Below are 16030 nucleotides of genomic sequence, written 5' to 3'. Positions count from 1 at the left end.
GGCGCTAGCCGGCGGTGGTGTCAGGGGCGGGGCGCGGATGCCGGAACGCGCCCAGCAGGGCGGTGACGACGCCGGCCACCAGCAGGATCCTCGCCGTGGTGAACACCACCGTGTCGCCCGTGGAGTGCGGCGGGAAGACGTCCCGCGCGAGCCAGCCGACGCCCAGCCCCAATCCCAGGCAGATGTGCATCGCCGCCCGCAGACGCGGCAGGTGCTGCGGGCGGCCGAGGATCCGGGGGACCGAATTGCCGCCACGGCTGCGGCTGAGCAGGACCGCGGCGAGGGCCAGGTTGGCGACGGCGGCCGCGGCGGCCAGGACCAGGTCCACGGAATCCATGCGGCCAGACGTTAAGGCACGCACGCGAGCGTCGGGATCGGCCGATCGTCCGGCCTCGATCAGGTGATGAAAAGTAGGTCCCAGAACCGTTTCCGACCTACTTTCATCACCTGATCTTCCTGCTCGACGCACCCGCCCGCGGCACGTCGGGCTAGACGGTCAGTTCGGCCCGGTACGGCGGTGCGGCCCACGGCACGCCCCACTCGCTCGGCAGGGCTCCCTGCTCGGCCGAGCGGCGCAGCACGTCGACAACGCCGCGCAGGTGGCGGACGCGCCCCCCGCCGTCGCCCGCCACGTCGACCAGGTCACCGTCGAGCAGTCGGGGCTCCGGCGCGGCCCGCAGCGCGTCGAGCAGGGCGGTGAACGGCGCGGTACGGGCCAGCGGCGCGATCAGCGGCACCCCGCCGGGATCGGCCCGGTGGGCGAGCAGGTTCTCCAGCAGACCCCGTCGACCGGGGACCCGACGGGTCACCACGTCGCCGGGCAGGCGCAACCGGTCCGTCGGATACTCCAACACCGCCTGTCCGGTCGTGCCGGTCACCACCACCTCGCCCGCCACGAACTCCTCGGCGGTGAGGGTGACCGCCGCCAGCACCGGTGGGCCGGCGCGGAACCGGACCCGCAGCACCGCCGTGTCCTCCACCTCGATCGGCCGCACCCGGTAGCGCTCCACCTCGATGGCGGCCGGCCACGGTGGAGCCCCGCCCAGCGCCTCGCCGACGGCCAGGCACTGCATCACCGCGTGTGCGAGCGGGTTGACAAGCGCACCGTCCAGCACGGGCCGACCGTCCAGGACCCGACGGCCGGCCCACGGGGAACGGGCGTAGTAGGCGTCCGGCCGCTGCCAGGCCGCGACTGTCGCGATGCGGGTGACCGCGCCGAGCCGGCCGGCGGCCAGCGCGTCGGTAAGCGCGGTCAGCGCCGCCGAACCGAGCGCCTGGAAACCGACCTGGGCCACCCGGCCGGTCGCCGCCAGCGCGTCGGTCAGCTCCTCGTGCTCGGCCAGCGACAGCACCGGCGGTTTCTCCAGCAGCAGGTCCGCGCCGGCCGCGAGGGCGTCGCGGGCGATCGGCAGATGCGTGTGCGGCGGAGTGCAGATCACCACCACCTCCGGTCGGGTGGCGGCGAGCATCGCCCGATGGTCGGTGAACACCCCGACCCCGGGCGGCACCGGCGCGTCCGGTTCGTCGCACACCGGTTGAACGTCGACGAGGGCGACCAGCCGCAGCCGGCCCTCGGCGTGCAGCGGCGCGATCACCCGCCGGTGCCAGCGGCCGTGCCCGTTCGCCCCGATCACCGCCACCGTCGGCGGCGGCGCCGACCCGTTCACGAGGCGCCGCCCGGCGTCACCCGACGCACCGGAGCGCCGGCCGATCCCGTCGGGACGCCGGCCAAGACCGCCGCGCTCGTCGGAGCGCCGGCCACCGTCGACCGAGCGCCGGCCAAGACCGCCGCGCTCACCGGAGGGCCGGCCACCGCCGTCGGAGCGCCGGCCACCGCCGTCGGAGCGCCGGCCAAGACCGCCGCGCTCACCGGAGCGTCTGTCGGCGCGGCACTGCTCACCTGGCGCCGGCCAGGGTCGCCTCGACGCCGTGTCGTCCGAGCGCGGTCAGCCAGGCGGTCACGTCGGCGCGTACCTCGTCGTCGTCGGCGACCTCGGCCGGGATGACCTCGCGCAGCGCGAAGACGGCGTCCACCGCGCCGGCCGGGCTCTGCGCGCCCGCGTCCAGGGCGGCCCGGATCGGCCCGGCGAGGGGGTCCTGCAACGGCAACGGCGTGCCGTCGTCGGCGTACCCCAGCGCGAAGCGCAACCAGGACGCCACGACCAGCGCGCCCCAGCGCGCGGACCGGCCGCCCGCGCGCAGGTCGGCGATGGTGTGCAGGATGCGCTGCGGCAACTTCTGCGAGCCGTCCACGGCGACCTGGAGGGTGCGGTGCCGGATCGCCGGGTTGGCGAACCGGGCGAGGACCTGCTCGCCGTAGTCGACCACGTGCACCCCGTCGGGCGGTGTGAAGCTGGCCGCGACGTCCTCGGCGATCAGCCGGCGCAGCACGTCGGTCAGGTGCGGGATCTCCAGGGCGTCGGCGATGGTCTCCCGGCCGGCCAGCGCGCCGAGGTACGCCACTGCCGAGTGCACCCCGTTGAGGCTGCGCAGCTTCAACCGCTCCCACGGCCCGGCGTCGTCGGTGAGCACCGCCCCGGCGTGCTCCCAGCCCGGCCGCCCGCCGGGGAAGTCGTCCTCGATCACCCACTGCGCGTACGGTTCGGCGGCCACCGCCGCCAGGTCGGTCACGCCGAGCGCCCGACGGGCCGCGTCGATGGTCTCCGGGGTGCTGGCCGGCACGATGCGGTCCACCATGGTGCCGGGGCAGGTCACGTTGGCGACCACCCAGTCGACGAGCCCGGCGGGCACCCCGGCGGCCCGCTCGACCGCCTGGTCGACCAGACCACGCAGCCGCCGACCGTTGGCCGGCAGGTTGTCGCAGCTCACCAGCGCCAGCGGCCCGGCGTCGGCGGCGGCGCGCGCGGCCAGCCCGCGCAGCAGCAGCCCCGGCACCGTGGTCGGGGGCCCGCCGCCGGCCAGGTCCGCGGCGAGCGCGGCGTCCGGGGCCAGTCGGCCGGTCACCGGGTCGAGTTGGTACGCCTTCTCGGTGACGGTGAGCGTCACCACGCGTACCGCCGGGTCGGCGAGCAACGCGACCACGGCGTCCGGGTCGCTGGGAGCGTGCCGTACGCCGCTCAACGCCCCCACCACCCGGGTGGTGCTCCCGGCGGCGGAGAGGGTGCTGACGCTGAACAGGTTGTCCTGCGCGGCGAGCGCCTCGACAAGTGCGACGCTGCGCGGGGCGACGGCCACGATGCCCCAGTCGCCGCCGGCCGCGCCGACCGCCGCCTCGGTGTAGACGGCCTGGTGCGCGCGGTGAAAGGCGCCCAACCCCAGGTGTACGACGCCGACCGGCACCGTACCCGGCCGGATCAGTGGACGGGACTCGACGGGTAGGTGGCGCAGCACGCCCAGGCCGAGGCGGGAGGCGCCGACGGTCACTGCCACGCCGGGCCGTCCGGGAAGCGGAACTCGGCGATCGACGCCGGTTTCAGGGTGGCGCTGTAGCCGGGCCGGTCGGGCAGCAGGTAGCGGCCGCCGCGGGTGCGGACCGGGTCGACGAAGTGTTCGTGCAGGTGGTCGACGTACTCGATCATCCGCCCGTCCAGGCTGGCGCCCACCCGCAGGTAGTCGAAGATCGCCAGGTGCTGGACGTACTCGCAGAGGCCGACACCGCCGGCGTGCGGGCAGACCGGCACCCCGAACTTCGCCGCCAGCAGCAGCTCGGCCAGGACCTCGTTGACGCCGCCGACCCGGCACGCGTCGATCTGCATCACGCCTATCGCCTCGGCCTGGAGCAACTGCTTGAAGATCACCCGGTTGGCGGCGACCTCGCCGGTGGCCACCCGACACCGGCCGCCGGTCAGCTCGTCGACGGCCCGGGCGATCCGGGCGTGGCCGAGGATGTCGTCGGCGTGGGTCGGCTCCTCGATCCAGTACGGGTCCACCTCCGCGAGGGCCGTCATCGCGGTGATCGCCTCGTCGACGTCCCACACCTGGTTGGCGTCCATCATCAGCAGCGCGTCCGGGCCGATCTCGGCGCGGATGATGCGGGCCCGGCGCATGTCGTCGGCGGGCGGGCCGCCGACCTTCATCTTCATGGCCCGCCACCCGTCGTCGTACGCCTGGCGGGTCAACGCCCGCACCTTGTCGTCGGGGTAACCGAGCCAGCCGACCGAGGTGGTGTACGAGGGGAAGCCGTCCCGTTCGAGGATCGCCAACCGGTCGGTCAGGCCGTCGCGCCCCTTGTCGAGGATCGCCGCCGCGTCGTCCGGCGTGAGCGCGTCGGTGATGTGGTGGAAGTCGACGCTGGCGACCAGCTCGTCGGTGGGCAGCTCGGCGAGGAACCGCCACATCGGCTTGCCGGCGATCCTGGCCCGCAGGTCCCACACGGCGTTGACGAGCGCGCCGGTCGCCATGTGGATGACGCCCTTCTCCGGGCCCAGCCACCGCAACTGCACGTCGGCGCTGAGCGAACGCCAGAACGCCACCGGCTCGGCCGTGATCTCCTCGATCGTGCGGCCCCGGACGTGGTGGGCCAGGGCACGCACCGCCGCGCAGGTGATCTCGTTGCCCCGGCCGTTGGTGAAGGTGAACCCCGCCCCGGTCGGCCCGGCGTCGGTGCCCAACTGGACGTACGTCGCCGAGTAGTCGCCGCGGTTGACCGCGTCGGAGCCGTCGCCCCGCGCGGCGGTGGGGAACCGTACGTCGTGCACCTCGACGGAGGTGATGGTGACACTCACTGAGCCTGCCTCTCGTTCGCGACTGCGGGGCTCCGCTGCGCTGCGCTGCGCGCGCTCACCTGTCGTCCCCGCCGAAGTTGAAGACCCGCTTCGGCAGCCGGTACGCCAGGTCCACGATGGTCTCCGCGGCCTCGTCCAACGGCAGCCGGTGCTCGGCGACCAGCCGGGCCAGGAAGCCGGCGTCGACCCGACGGGCCACGTCGTGGCGTACCGGGATGGAGCAGAACGCCCGGGTGTCGTCGACGAACCCGGTGGTGTTGTAGAAGCCGGCGCTCTCGGTGACCGTCTCCCGGAACCGGCGCAGCACCTCGGGGGAGTCCAGGAACCACCAGGGCGCGCCGAGCAGCAGCGCCGCATAGCCACCCGCGAGGGGCGCCAGCTCACGGGTGAACGTGTCCTCGTCGAGGGTGTAGAGCACCACCCGCAGGCGAGGGTCGTTGCCGTGGCGCTCCAGCAGCGGGGCGAGCGCGTGCACGAACTCGGTGGCCTGCGGGACGTCGCCGCCCACGTCGCGGCCGTGCCGGGCGTACAGCCAGCGGTTGTGGTTGCGCACCGCCCCGGGGTGCAGTTGCAGGACCAGGCCGTCGTCGAGCGACATCCGGGCGAACTCCATGAGCATGTGCGCCCGGAACGCCTCCGCGTCGGCCGCGTCGGCCTCGCCGCGCAGGCCCCGGTCGTACAGCCGGGCGGCCTCGGCCGGGGTCAGATCCAGGGTGCGGGCCGTGGGGTGGCCGTGGTCCGACGAGGTCGCCCCGGCGGCGATGAACGCGGCCCGCCGGGCCCGCAGGGCGGCCAGATAACCGGGGTACGTGCCGGTGTCCTCGCCGGCCAGTGCGCCGAGGCGCGCCACGTTTGACGACCAGCTCTCGTGCTCCATGTCCACCACGTCGTCGGGGCGGAACGTGGTGACCACCCGGCCGCCCGGCCCACCCCACCCGTCGGCGGCGAGCTTGGCGTGCTGCGCGAGGTCGTCCAGCGGCGACTCGGTGGTCGCCAGGACCTCGATGTGGAACCGCTCGAACAGTGCTCGGGGCCGGAAGTCCGGCTCGGCGAGTCGGGCCGCGATCTCGTCGTAGAGGGCGTCGGCGGTGGTCGGGCCGAGCGGGGTGTGCACCCCGAACACGGTGCGGAAGGTCTGCTCCAGCCAGAGCCGCGAGGGGGTACCCCGAAACAGGTGCCAGTGCGCGGCGAAGCGCCGCCAGATCACCCGGCCGTCGGTCTCCACGGGGCTGCCGTCGCGGGTCGGCACGCCCAGGTCCGACGGGGGTACGCCCTGACTGAGCAGCATCCGGGTCAGGTAGTGGTCGGGCACGATGAGCAGTTGCGCCGGGTCGGGGAAGGGCCGGTCCTCGGCGAGCAGGGCCGGGTCGACGTGCCCGTGCGGCGAGATGATCGGCTGCTGCGCGGCAAGCGCGTACAGCTCCCGGGCGAGCGCGCGCTGGCCCGGCTCGGCGGGCAGGAGCAGGTCGGTGTGGTCGGACGTCGACACGGGTTGGGGGCTCCTCGTCTCGTGGATCAGCGGCTGGTGAGCAGGTCGGCGACCCGGACGGGTTGCCCGGTCTCGAAGGACCGGTTGGCGGCCAGCCCGGTGAGCAGGGCCAGCGCGCCGTCGTCGGCCGTCGCGGCGCGGTCCAGCGGGTCGGGCTGACCCCCGAGGAGCACCCGGGTCATCCGGGCGTCGGCGCCGCCGTGCCCGTGGCGGGTACGGCCCTCGACGGGGATCTGCCGGGGCGGTTCCCAGAACGGGCGCAGGGTGAGCGTCGCGCCGCCGCCCTCGGCCGCCGCCTCGACACCGTGCAGCGCGGCGCCCTTGACCGCGCCGGCGGTGCCCCGGTCGACGAAGTCGTTCTCGGTCACCTCCAGTTCGAGGCGCCCCCGGCTGCCGTTGACCATCACCCGGTAACCCTCCCAGGGGGCGTACGCGGTGAGGTGGTAGGTCATCGTGGCGCCGGTGGAGTAGCGGGCGAGCACCGCCATGTCGTCCTCGATGCTCACGCCGGGTGCGAAGACGTTGCGGTCGCGCTGGTAGCCGTCCTCGCACTCGGCGTCGAGGTACAGCTCGCGCAGCCGGGGGTGCGCGTCGAGGCGCAGGGCGAACGGGTCGTCGGCGGCGGCGGGGGAGCCGTACGCCCGCTCGTAGTCGCGGGCGTAGCCGTGCCGTCGACCGTCCTCGCCGTAGAAGAACAGGCGGCCGGCGGCGTACACCTCGACCGGGGTGGCCCCCAGCCACCAGTTGACCAGGTCGAAGTGGTGGCTGGCCTTGTGCACCATCAGCCCGCCGGAGGTGGCCTTGTCGCGGTGCCAGCGGCGGAAGTAGTCGGCGCCGTGCCGCACGTCGAGCAGCCACTCGAAGTGCACCGAGCCGATCTCGCCGACCGCGCCGTCGGCGAGCAGGCGGCGCATCTGCTCGTGCAGCGGGTTGTAGCGGTAGTTGAAGGCGACGGTCACCCGGCCGCCGGTCTCGGACACCGCGTCCAGGATGCGCCGGCAGCGCGCGGCGTCCACAGTCATCGGCTTCTCGGTGACCACGTCCCGGCCGGCGTGCAGCGCTGCCACCACGTACTCGTCGTGGGTGACGTCCACACTGGTCACCAGCACGACGTCGACGCGCTCGGCGTCGAGCATGGCCCCGAACCCGTCGGCCGGGTAGGTCGGCACCGGGCGGTGGCCCAGTTCGGCGAGCCAACGGTTGTGCGCGTCCATCCGTGCCTGGTTGACGTCGGCGAAGGCGGCCAGCTCGGTGGTGTCGGCGTGGTCGAGCACCAGGGCCCGGACGAACATCTCCGCCCGTGCGCCGGTGCCCACGACGGCGTACCGGACTCGCCCGTCGGATCTCGGTGACATGCGATCGCCCCCAGGTGATCCCTGCAAAGGTTTGCAGTGAAGTAATCACGATCAATGCGATGACGTCAACGACGACGGCGTAATCGGCGAGTAATGTCAGTGTTTGCGGCGTGGGAAGTCACCACGAGGAGCGTCGACGCAACAGAAGCGCAACCATTGACCGTTGACACTGGAGCAACCGTTTGCATTAATTGGCGGCACCCACGTGACCGTCGCCACATCGGACGAAGGGCCCGCCGTGCCAGTCACCATCCGGGACGTCGCCCGCGCCTCCGGGGTGCACATCTCCACCGTGTCCCGCACCTTCTCCGCCCCGCACCTGGTCAACCCCGAGACCCGGGTCCGGGTGCTGGCCTGCGCGGAGGACCTGGGCTACCGGCCGAACCGCGCCGCCCGGGCCCTGATCACCGGGCGTACGCACAACATCGGGCTGATCATCGCCGACATCGCGAACCCGTTCTTCCCGCCGCTGATCAAGGCCGCGGAGAGTCAGGCCCGCCACCGCGACTACCACGTCTTCGTGGCCGACACCAACGAGGACCCGACCGCCGAGGAGGAGCTGGTCCACGCGCTCGCCAAGCAGGTCGACGGGGTGCTGCTGTGCAGTCCGCGGATGAGCAACAGCCTGATCGAGCAGCTCAGCCGGGAGGTGCCGCTGGTGGTGGTGAACCGCCAGGTGACGGGCCTGCCCTGCGTCCTGATGGACGTCGGGCAGGGCGCCCGGGCGGCGATCGAGCACCTGATCGGTCTCGGTCACCGCGGCATCGCGTTGCTCGGCGGCCCCCGCAGCTCGTGGACCAACCGGGAGATGCGCCGCGCCGCCGCCACGGCCGCCCGGACCGGCGGCGCGGAGCTGACCGTGCTCGGCCCCAACGCGCCCACCGAGACCGGTGGCCTCGCCGTCGCCGAGCAGGTGCGGCGCAGTGGCGTGTCCGCCGTGCTCGCCTACAACGACCTGATGGCGATCGGCCTCATCGAGGGGCTGGACGCGCTCGGGGTCCGGGTGCCGCAGGAGGTGAGTGTCGTCGGGGTCGACGACATCGCCCTGAGCCGGCTCACCCGCCCCAAACTGACGACGGTGGCCACACCCACCGGGGCCGCTGGCCGGACGGCCGTCGACATGCTGCTGCAACAGGACATCGAGTCACCGCGCGCCGCGCGGAGTCCCGGTGCCGGCACGGCGCTCGGCGTCCGTCGTACCACCGCACAGGTAATGCTGCAGACCGACCTGGTCATCCGCGACTCGACCGGCCCGGGCCCGCACGCCCGACCGGCACGTCCCCTGACCGCTTCGCGTGGCCCGGACCCGCACTGCCCTGCGGGCCCGGGCGTCCCGACCGCGGCCACCGGTGACGCCGTCGCCTCCTAATGCCGAGGAGTGAGCGCACATGCACCCCGCAACGTCCCCCACCACTGACACGCCCGCCGGACGCAGTCACGGTACCCCCGTGCCCCGGCGGCGACTCCTGCGCGGCCTGCTCGCCGCGACCGTCGCCGCGCCGCTGCTGTTCGGCGCCGCCGCCTGCGGAGACGACGACGGCGCCGCCGACCCGAGCGCCCCGGTCAAGCTCTCGATCTTCTGGTGGGGCGGCGACGCCCGGGCCAAGCTGACCGAGGACGCCCTGGCCCTCTACACCGCCAAGCACCCGAACGTGACCTTCGAGACGACCTGGCAGGCCAACCAGGGCTACTTCGACAAACTCGCGACGCTCACCGCCGGCGGCAACCCGCCGGACCTGTTCCAGATCGACGACAACTACCTGGCGGAGTACGCGGCCCGCAGCACCACGCTCGACCTGACCTCCTACCAGAAGTCCGGCAAGCTGGACACCTCGAAGTTCCCCGAGAGCCTCTGGCAGTACGGCGTGGTCGACGGCAAGCTCGCCGGCCTGGCCGCCGGGGAGAACACTCAGGGCCTGGTCTACAACAAGACGCTGCTGATCAAGAACAATCTGCCCGAGCCCACCACCGGGATGACGTGGGAGCAGCACATCGCGTGGGCCGAGCAGGTCACGGCCGCGACCAGGATGCCCGGCACGCAGGACCCGAGCGCCGACTACAAGGCGCTCTGGGTGTGGCTGCGCCAGCAGGGCAAGGACCTCTACAAGGGCAAGGAGCTCGGCTTCAGCGCCGAGGACGTGACCAAGTGGTTCGACCTGTGGAAGGGCGCCCGGGACCGCAGGGCCACCCCGACCGCCGACGTCATCCACGAGGGCAACTCCAGCGACGTCACCAAGCAGTTGGTGGTCACCGGCAAGGCGGCCACCTCCTGGGTCTGGGCCAACCAGATGCCGGACCTGAAGAAGAACACCAAGGACGAGCTGGGCGTGGTCGCCTACCCCGGTGACCCGAGCGCACAGTGGGCCCGGGCCTCGATGTACTGGTCGGTGTTCAAGGGCAGCAAGAACAGGGACGTCGCGGTCGATGTGATCAACTTCCTGAACAACGACCCGGAGGCGGTCAAGCTGCTCGGCACCGACCGCGGCCTGCCGTCCAACCTGGACCTGCGTCGGGTGGTCAGCGACGGCACCACCGACCAGGCCATGAAGCAGTCCATCGCCGTCGAGGCGGAGCTGACCCAGAAGTTCGGCCCGTCCCCGCAGGTCCCGATCAAGGGTCACAGCAAGGTCAAGTCCGAGCTGATCAAGGCCGCCGAGAACGCCCAGTACGGCCGGGCCACCCCCGCGCAGGCCGCCGCCCAGTTCGTCGAGGCGTGCAAGTCCGCCATCGCCTGACCGTCTCGCGAGGCGAGGAGAGGAGCTGCTCGTGGCGTTGACCACGGCGCCCGACCCGACCCGACGCGGCCCCGGATCCGGCCGGGCCCACTCCGCGAGGCGTGGGCCCGGCGCCATCCGGCACAGCGAAGGTCTGGCGGGGTACGTCTTCCTGTCGCCGTGGCTCATCGGCCTGATGGGTGTCACGGCGGTCCCCATGCTGCTGTCGCTCTACCTGAGCTTCACCAACTACGACATCCTCACCCCGTTCTCCGAGGTGGAGTGGGTGGGGCTGGCCAACTACGAGCGGATGTTCACCGCCGACCCGTCGTACTGGCACGCCGTGCGGGTCACCCTCACCTTCGCGCTTGTCGCCGTACCGCTGAAGCTCGCCGCCGCGCTCGGCGTGGCGCTGCTGCTCAACCGCGCCTGGCGCGGGGTGGGGCTGTTCCGCGGGCTGTTCTACCTGCCGTCGCTGCTCGGCGGCAGCGTCGCGTTGGCCATCGTCTGGGTCAACATGTTCAACCGTGACGGCGCGTTCAACTCGCTGCTGAGCCTCGTCGGCATCGAGGGCAGGCCCTGGGTCAACGACCCCGACTGGGCCCTGGAGACGCTCATGGTGCTGGCCATCTGGCAGTTCGGCGCACCGATGGTGATCTTCCTGGCCGGGCTCAAGCAGGTGCCCACCGAGCTGTACGAGGCAGCCTCCGTCGACGGCGCCGGAAGGTTCCGCCAGTTCCGCAACGTCACCCTGCCGATGCTCTCCCCGGTCATCTTCTTCAACCTGGTGCTGGAGACGATCAACGGCTTTCAGGGCTTCACCGCCGCGTTCGTGCTCAGCAACGGCACCGGCGGCCCGGTCGACTCCACCCTGATGTACACGCTGAACCTCTACATCACCGGCTTCACCGAACTCCAGATGGGCTACGCGTCGGCGATGGCCTGGGTGTTCCTGCTCGCCATCGCGGCCATCACCGCGATCTTCTTCAGCACCGGGCGGTTCTGGGTGCACTACTCCGACGGGGAGGACCGGTGATGGTGACCGCGACCCCGACGCCTGTCGCCCGGCGACGTCCGACCGGGCGGCCGGTGCTGCGGCTGCTGATCCTGGTGGTGATCGTCGCCGTGGTGCTCTACCCGCTGATCTGGATGGTGGGCACCTCGGTGAAGTCCCAGGAGGAGATCGTCAACAACATCGGGCTGCTGCCCGAGCGGTTCACCCCCGGCAACTACACCGCCGGGTGGTCCAACTTCGACGTCGGCTTCGGCCGGTTCTTCGTCAACAGCGCCCTGGTCAGCCTGCTCACCGTCGTCGGAAACGGGCTGTCCTGCCTGCTGGCCGCGTACGCCTTCGCCCGGCTGCGCTTCCGGCTGCGCGGCATGTGGTTCGCCGTGATGATCGGCACGCTGCTGCTACCCCAGCACGTGCTGATCGTGCCGCAGTACATCCTGTTCCGCACGCTCGGACTGGTCGGCGGCGACTGGCCGTACCTGCCACTGCTCATCCCGCAGTTCCTGGCCACCGAGGCGTTCTTCGTCTTCCTCATGGTGCAGTTCATGCGCGGCGTCCCGCGCGAGTTGGACGAGGCGGCCCGCATCGACGGCGCCGGCCCGTACGGCATCTTCCGGCACATCATCCTGCCGCTGAGCCGACCCGCGCTGGTCACGACCGCGATCTTCTCGTTCATCTGGACCTGGAACGACTTCTTCCGCCAGTTGGTCTTCCTGTCCCAACTGGAGGACTACACCGTGCCTGTCGCGTTGACCCTGTTCATCGACTCGACGAGTCAGAGCGCGGTCGGGCCGATGTTCGCCATGTCGGTGCTGTCGCTGCTGCCCGTCTTCCTGTTCTTCGTCGCGTTCCAGCGGATGCTCGTCGAGGGGATCAACACCAGTGGCATCAAGGGCTGAACCGGCATCAGGGGCCGAACCCGTCGACACCGTCGGGCGGCGGGACTGGCGCGACGTCGCCCGCGACGCCGCCGACCTCGCGCTGCTCGGCATCCTGCTGACCCTCGCCGCGGCGCCGGTGCTCACCGCCGCCGCGGCGGCCGGCGCGGCCAGCGCGGCCGTGCACGACTGGACGCGTACCGGCAGTTGGCCGTCGGCCCGGGCGACCGTACGCCGGTTCGGCCGCGCGGTGCTGCCGAGCGTGCCGGTCAGCCTGGTCGCGCTCGCCGTGGCCGGGCTGCTCGCCGCCGACCTGGCGGCGCTGGCCGCCGGCCGGGTGCCGGGGCGGCCCGCCGGCGCTGGCGGTGACCGCGCTTGTCGCGGCCGGTCTGGCCGGGTACGCCGGGCTGGTCGTCGTCGAGGTGGGCGGCGACGGGGGCGGGCGGTGGCGGGTCGCGGCCCGAACCGCCGCCCGCGCCTGCCTCGACGCGCCCACCCGCTGGGCCGCGCTCACCGGGGTGACGACGCTGGCCGGGCTGCTCGCCGTCCTGGTCACCCCGGTCGCCGTGCCGATCCTCGCCGGCTACACGGTGGCCGCCCTGCACGCCGTCGCCGGCCGCCGGCCGGCTCCCAGCGATGTGGACGGAAGGCGGTCGGAGTCCGCTGCCGTCGCAGGGCGCCGGCCGGTCTCCGCCCAGCCGGAGCTGCCGTGAGCGCCGGCCCGACCGCCGCCGGCAGTGCCGCGGCGGGCCCCGATCCCGGCAGCGACAGGGCGGGCCCCGCGCAGGTCGCGACGGCCACCGAGGCGCCGGCGCGGCTGCTCGTCGGCGGGACGGAGGTGGCCCGGTACGTGGTGGACCCGGCGGTGGACGCGCGGCACGGTCCCCGGCCGTACCTGCATCCGGTACGCACCCTCGGCGGGACGGTGGTCACCGACGCGCACCCCGCCGACCACGTGTGGCATCTCGGCGCCTCGCTCGCCGTGCAGGACGTCAACGGCACCAACCTCTGGGGTGGGCGCACCTACGTGCGCGACGTCGGCTACACGTGGCGCGACGACCACGGGCGGATCGCGCACACCGGCTGGTCGCAGCGGGCCGACGACCGACTGGCCCACCGGTTGGAGTGGCGTGACCCGGGCGGTGCGGTGCTGCTCACCGAGCGACGCCACCTCGCGGCCGTCGCCCTGACCGGGCCGGGGCCGGCCGGGGAGCTGTCGGCCTGGCGGCTGGAGGTGGACTACACGCTCAGCGCCCCCGCCGGGCGGGACGTGCGGCTTGGGAGTCCGGCCACCAACGGTCGTCCCGGCGGGGCCGGCTACGGCGGGTTCTTCTGGCGGGCGGTCTCGGCCGCTCCCGCCTCGGTGTTCAGCGCCTCCGCGACGGGGGAGGAGGCCGTCAACGGCTCCGCCGAGCCGTGGGTCGCCCTCGTCGGCGCCGGGCCGGACGGGCGGACGTACACCCTGGTCTTCGACGGTCTGGGTGACGGCGACCGATGGTTCACGCGGACCGCGATGTATCCGGGGGTGGGGGTGGCCTTCGCCTTCGAGCGACCGGTCACCGTCGGGGCCGGCGAGACGCGACACGGCCGACACCGGGTGGTCGTCGCCGACGGCGCTCTGGACGTCGCCACCGCCGGGGCGCTGATCAGCGGGACCGGTCGGCCAGCTCGCTGACCGCCACCTGGTACGCGGCCTGGGTGTGGTACGGCCAGTGCCGCTCGATCGGGGGTGGCACGGTGTCCGCCGGGTCGATGGTCAGGCTTCGGGGATCGCGGAGCCGGATGTCGACCTCGCCGGCCGCCGGGTCGGCGCGCGGCGGCGGTGCGTCGGCGGGAAAGACCGGCCCACCGATGGGATCGGTGTCCCGCCACAGGTTGCGCCACCGCCACCCGATCCGTTCGCCCAGGTCGCCGAGCGTCCGCGGTCCCAGGTACGCGGGATAGAGCCGGGCGTACGTGCGCCCCAGCGGCGAGCCGTAGGTCAGCAACGAGACCCTGGCCAGCACTGCGGGCGGTAGCTGCAGGATCGTGGCGGCGGCGAGCACCGAGCCGTGGCTGTGCCCCGAGAGGATCACCGGCCCCCGCCTGGCGAGCCCGGTGACCCGTTTCGCCAGCTCCGGGACGGCGCGGGCGGCGTAGCAGGGCGGCGCGAAGGGGTGCACCGTACGCGGCCAGAAGGTGCCGAGGTCCCACAGCACCGCCACCAGCCGACGGGTCTGGGACGACCGGTACGCGCGAAAACCGAGGATCAGGAGGCAGACCACCAGCAGACTGATCACCCAGACACCCGCGTCGGTCAGATACGCCACGAGCAGCCCCGCGGCACCACCCCCTCCGCCGAGGCGGGCGGCGAGTTGGGTGGGACCGATCCCGATCACGTCGAGGGCGACGGTGGCCAGGCCGAGCGACGCGATCACCAGGAACGCGACAAGCACCGGTCCCAGTTCCTCGGTGACGCGGGACCGCGCGATGGTCTCCCGGACCAGCCGCAGCCGGTGGGCGTCCTCCGGCGACGCGTTCGGATAGTCCCGTTCGATGATGTTCGCGGCCAGCCCGCGCCGCCGCCGACGGCTCAGCAGGAGCGTTGCCGAGGCGGCCGCCGCGCCGATCAGCAGCGCGGCGAGTCCGGCGAGCGCCGCCCACCAGTAGGCGACCGGCGGCTCCAGCGGGCCGACGATTGCCGCGTTGGGTCGGATCGGGTCGGGAATGTCACCGTGGTCGAGGGTGTCGGCCGTCCGGTAGACCAGGCTGGCGGTGAAGGCCGCGCCGACGCACACCGCCGCCGCTGCCACGATCGGGGTGCCGAGCCCGTGGAGGAAGGGGCGGTGGTCGCCGGGCGACGAGCCGCGCTGGCGGGCGTACGTGACGGCCGTCAGGACGATGAGCAGGACACCCTGCGCCGCGACCACCCCTGCGGCGGCGCCCTCGTAGCCGGGCAGTTTGCCGGAACCGGACGGCATCGCGCCGGCGAGGACTGCCGAGACGAGGCACAGCGCGGTCACCGCGACGACGACCGCCCACAGCGGCCGCAGCAGACGCCGGCTCTGTGCCGTACTCGTGGGCACGGGCCGGCAGAGTAGGACGACACAGAGCACGAGCAGCCCGACGGCTGCGACGAACTGCACGAGGTGCCCGGTTGCGCCGAGGCCGCCCGGCGAGATGCCCGCGAGCAGGCTGACGTCCAGGGTGCCGACGCCCAGGGCGACGTGGATCTGGCGCAGCCAACCGGTCGTCTGCTCGTCGTTCCAGAAACCCGCGTCATCGAGATCGTCGGTTCCGCCGGTGGGGTGCTGGGCGGACGACGGACCGAAACCCTCGAACGCCCGCGCGGACCGGGTGCCGATCGCCCAGACCACCCGAAGCGCGACCAGGGGGACGATCGACAGCAGGGCCAGCCGCGGGCCGGACGGCAGCGTGTGGAGCCAGGCCAGGTAGGGACGGCCGGCTCGGCACCCGGGGTACGGGACGCACTGCCAGCCGATCAGATCCAGGGAGACGCCGACGATCGCCAACACGAAGGTGGTGGTGAGGGTGCCGGCGAGCAGACGGCACAGCATGCCGAGCAGCCCCCACCTGTCGCGCCCGGGTGGCCGCATCCAGATCGCCAGGTTGCTGAGCATGAACGGCAGCAACAGCAGCATCGAGGCCGTCCGGACGGCGGCGCCGGCGGTCAGCGACCCCCAGCGGTACGCCTCGACGGCAACCCCGGCGGCGGCTCCGCCGGCGGTGCCGCTGCCGGGGCGTGGTCGGAAGAAGCCCGCGTGCCGGTCGCCGGCGACGCGGATCACCATCGGGTGGTCGAGGATCCGTTCCGCGCTCACCCCGGATATGCCGTGTACGCGCAGCTCCACCGCGTCGCACGCCGGCGTCCCGTCCACGCCGTCAGGGTCACAGACA

General features: G+C 73.0%; 13 protein-coding genes. 6 read left to right on the top strand and 7 right to left on the bottom strand.

Annotation, left to right across the window (positions count from 1 at the left end; genetic code table 11):
- Positions 1-4 precede the first annotated feature (4 nt).
- The 6 genes from MILUP08_RS19655 to MILUP08_RS19625 form a co-directional block, all read right to left on the bottom strand.
- Complete coding sequence (locus MILUP08_RS19655; protein ID WP_007460799.1) at positions 5-337, bottom strand: hypothetical protein; 333 nt, start codon at positions 335-337, stop codon at positions 5-7.
- A gap of 151 nt (positions 338-488) precedes the next feature.
- Complete coding sequence (locus MILUP08_RS19650; RefSeq protein WP_007460798.1) at positions 489-1667, bottom strand: Gfo/Idh/MocA family protein; 1179 nt, start codon at positions 1665-1667, stop codon at positions 489-491.
- A gap of 229 nt (positions 1668-1896) precedes the next feature.
- Complete coding sequence (locus tag MILUP08_RS19640) at positions 1897-3390, bottom strand: mannitol dehydrogenase family protein (protein ID WP_007460797.1); 1494 nt, start codon at positions 3388-3390, stop codon at positions 1897-1899.
- Positions 3381-4685, bottom strand: a complete 1305-nt coding sequence (locus MILUP08_RS19635) for an enolase C-terminal domain-like protein (RefSeq protein WP_007460796.1) — start codon at positions 4683-4685, stop codon at positions 3381-3383. Before MILUP08_RS19635 ends, MILUP08_RS19640 begins: the two co-directional genes overlap by 10 nt.
- Before the next feature lie 55 nt (positions 4686-4740).
- Complete coding sequence (uxaC, locus tag MILUP08_RS19630) at positions 4741-6174, bottom strand: glucuronate isomerase (protein WP_007460795.1); 1434 nt, start codon at positions 6172-6174, stop codon at positions 4741-4743.
- A gap of 26 nt (positions 6175-6200) precedes the next feature.
- The gene (locus MILUP08_RS19625) at positions 6201-7529 is read right to left on the bottom strand and encodes a Gfo/Idh/MocA family protein (RefSeq protein ID WP_007460794.1); all 1329 of its coding nucleotides are present in this window, start codon (positions 7527-7529) and stop codon (positions 6201-6203) included.
- A 238-nt stretch (positions 7530-7767) separates the two neighbouring features.
- Between MILUP08_RS19625 and MILUP08_RS19620 the strand changes: the two genes are divergently transcribed.
- From MILUP08_RS19620 to MILUP08_RS19595, 6 genes are all read left to right on the top strand, one after another.
- Entirely contained in the window at positions 7768-8898 is a 1131-nt protein-coding gene (locus MILUP08_RS19620) for a LacI family DNA-binding transcriptional regulator (RefSeq protein WP_039906315.1), read from the top strand.
- 19 nt (positions 8899-8917) lie between these two features.
- Positions 8918-10264, top strand: coding sequence for an ABC transporter substrate-binding protein (locus MILUP08_RS19615; RefSeq protein ID WP_007460790.1), 1347 nt, complete (start codon positions 8918-8920; stop codon positions 10262-10264).
- A 31-nt stretch (positions 10265-10295) separates the two neighbouring features.
- The gene (locus MILUP08_RS19610) at positions 10296-11279 is read left to right on the top strand and encodes a carbohydrate ABC transporter permease (RefSeq protein WP_007460788.1); all 984 of its coding nucleotides are present in this window, start codon (positions 10296-10298) and stop codon (positions 11277-11279) included.
- On the top strand, positions 11279-12154 hold the full coding sequence (locus MILUP08_RS19605) for a carbohydrate ABC transporter permease (protein WP_039906313.1): 876 nt from the start codon (positions 11279-11281) through the stop codon (positions 12152-12154). The genes MILUP08_RS19610 and MILUP08_RS19605 overlap by 1 nt, the downstream gene beginning before the upstream one ends.
- Positions 12155-12498: 344 nt before the next feature.
- Positions 12499-12846, top strand: a complete 348-nt coding sequence (locus MILUP08_RS36270) for a hypothetical protein (protein WP_007460785.1) — start codon at positions 12499-12501, stop codon at positions 12844-12846.
- Entirely contained in the window at positions 12843-13808 is a 966-nt protein-coding gene (locus tag MILUP08_RS19595; RefSeq protein ID WP_007460783.1) for a DUF6807 domain-containing protein, read from the top strand. The genes MILUP08_RS36270 and MILUP08_RS19595 overlap by 4 nt, the downstream gene beginning before the upstream one ends.
- On the opposite strand, the gene MILUP08_RS19590 is transcribed toward MILUP08_RS19595, so the two are convergent.
- Positions 13780-16011 (bottom strand): hypothetical protein, encoded by a 2232-nt coding sequence (locus MILUP08_RS19590; RefSeq protein ID WP_007460782.1) that lies wholly within the window; start codon positions 16009-16011, stop codon positions 13780-13782. The genes MILUP08_RS19595 and MILUP08_RS19590 overlap by 29 nt on opposite strands.
- Between the last annotated feature and the right edge of the window lie 19 nt (positions 16012-16030).

This window comes from Micromonospora lupini str. Lupac 08 (assembly GCF_000297395.2).
In the GTDB taxonomy this organism is placed as follows: domain Bacteria; phylum Actinomycetota; class Actinomycetes; order Mycobacteriales; family Micromonosporaceae; genus Micromonospora; species Micromonospora lupini.
Note: the sequence above shows the minus strand (reverse complement) of the source record. Positions and strands in the feature narration are given on the sequence as shown.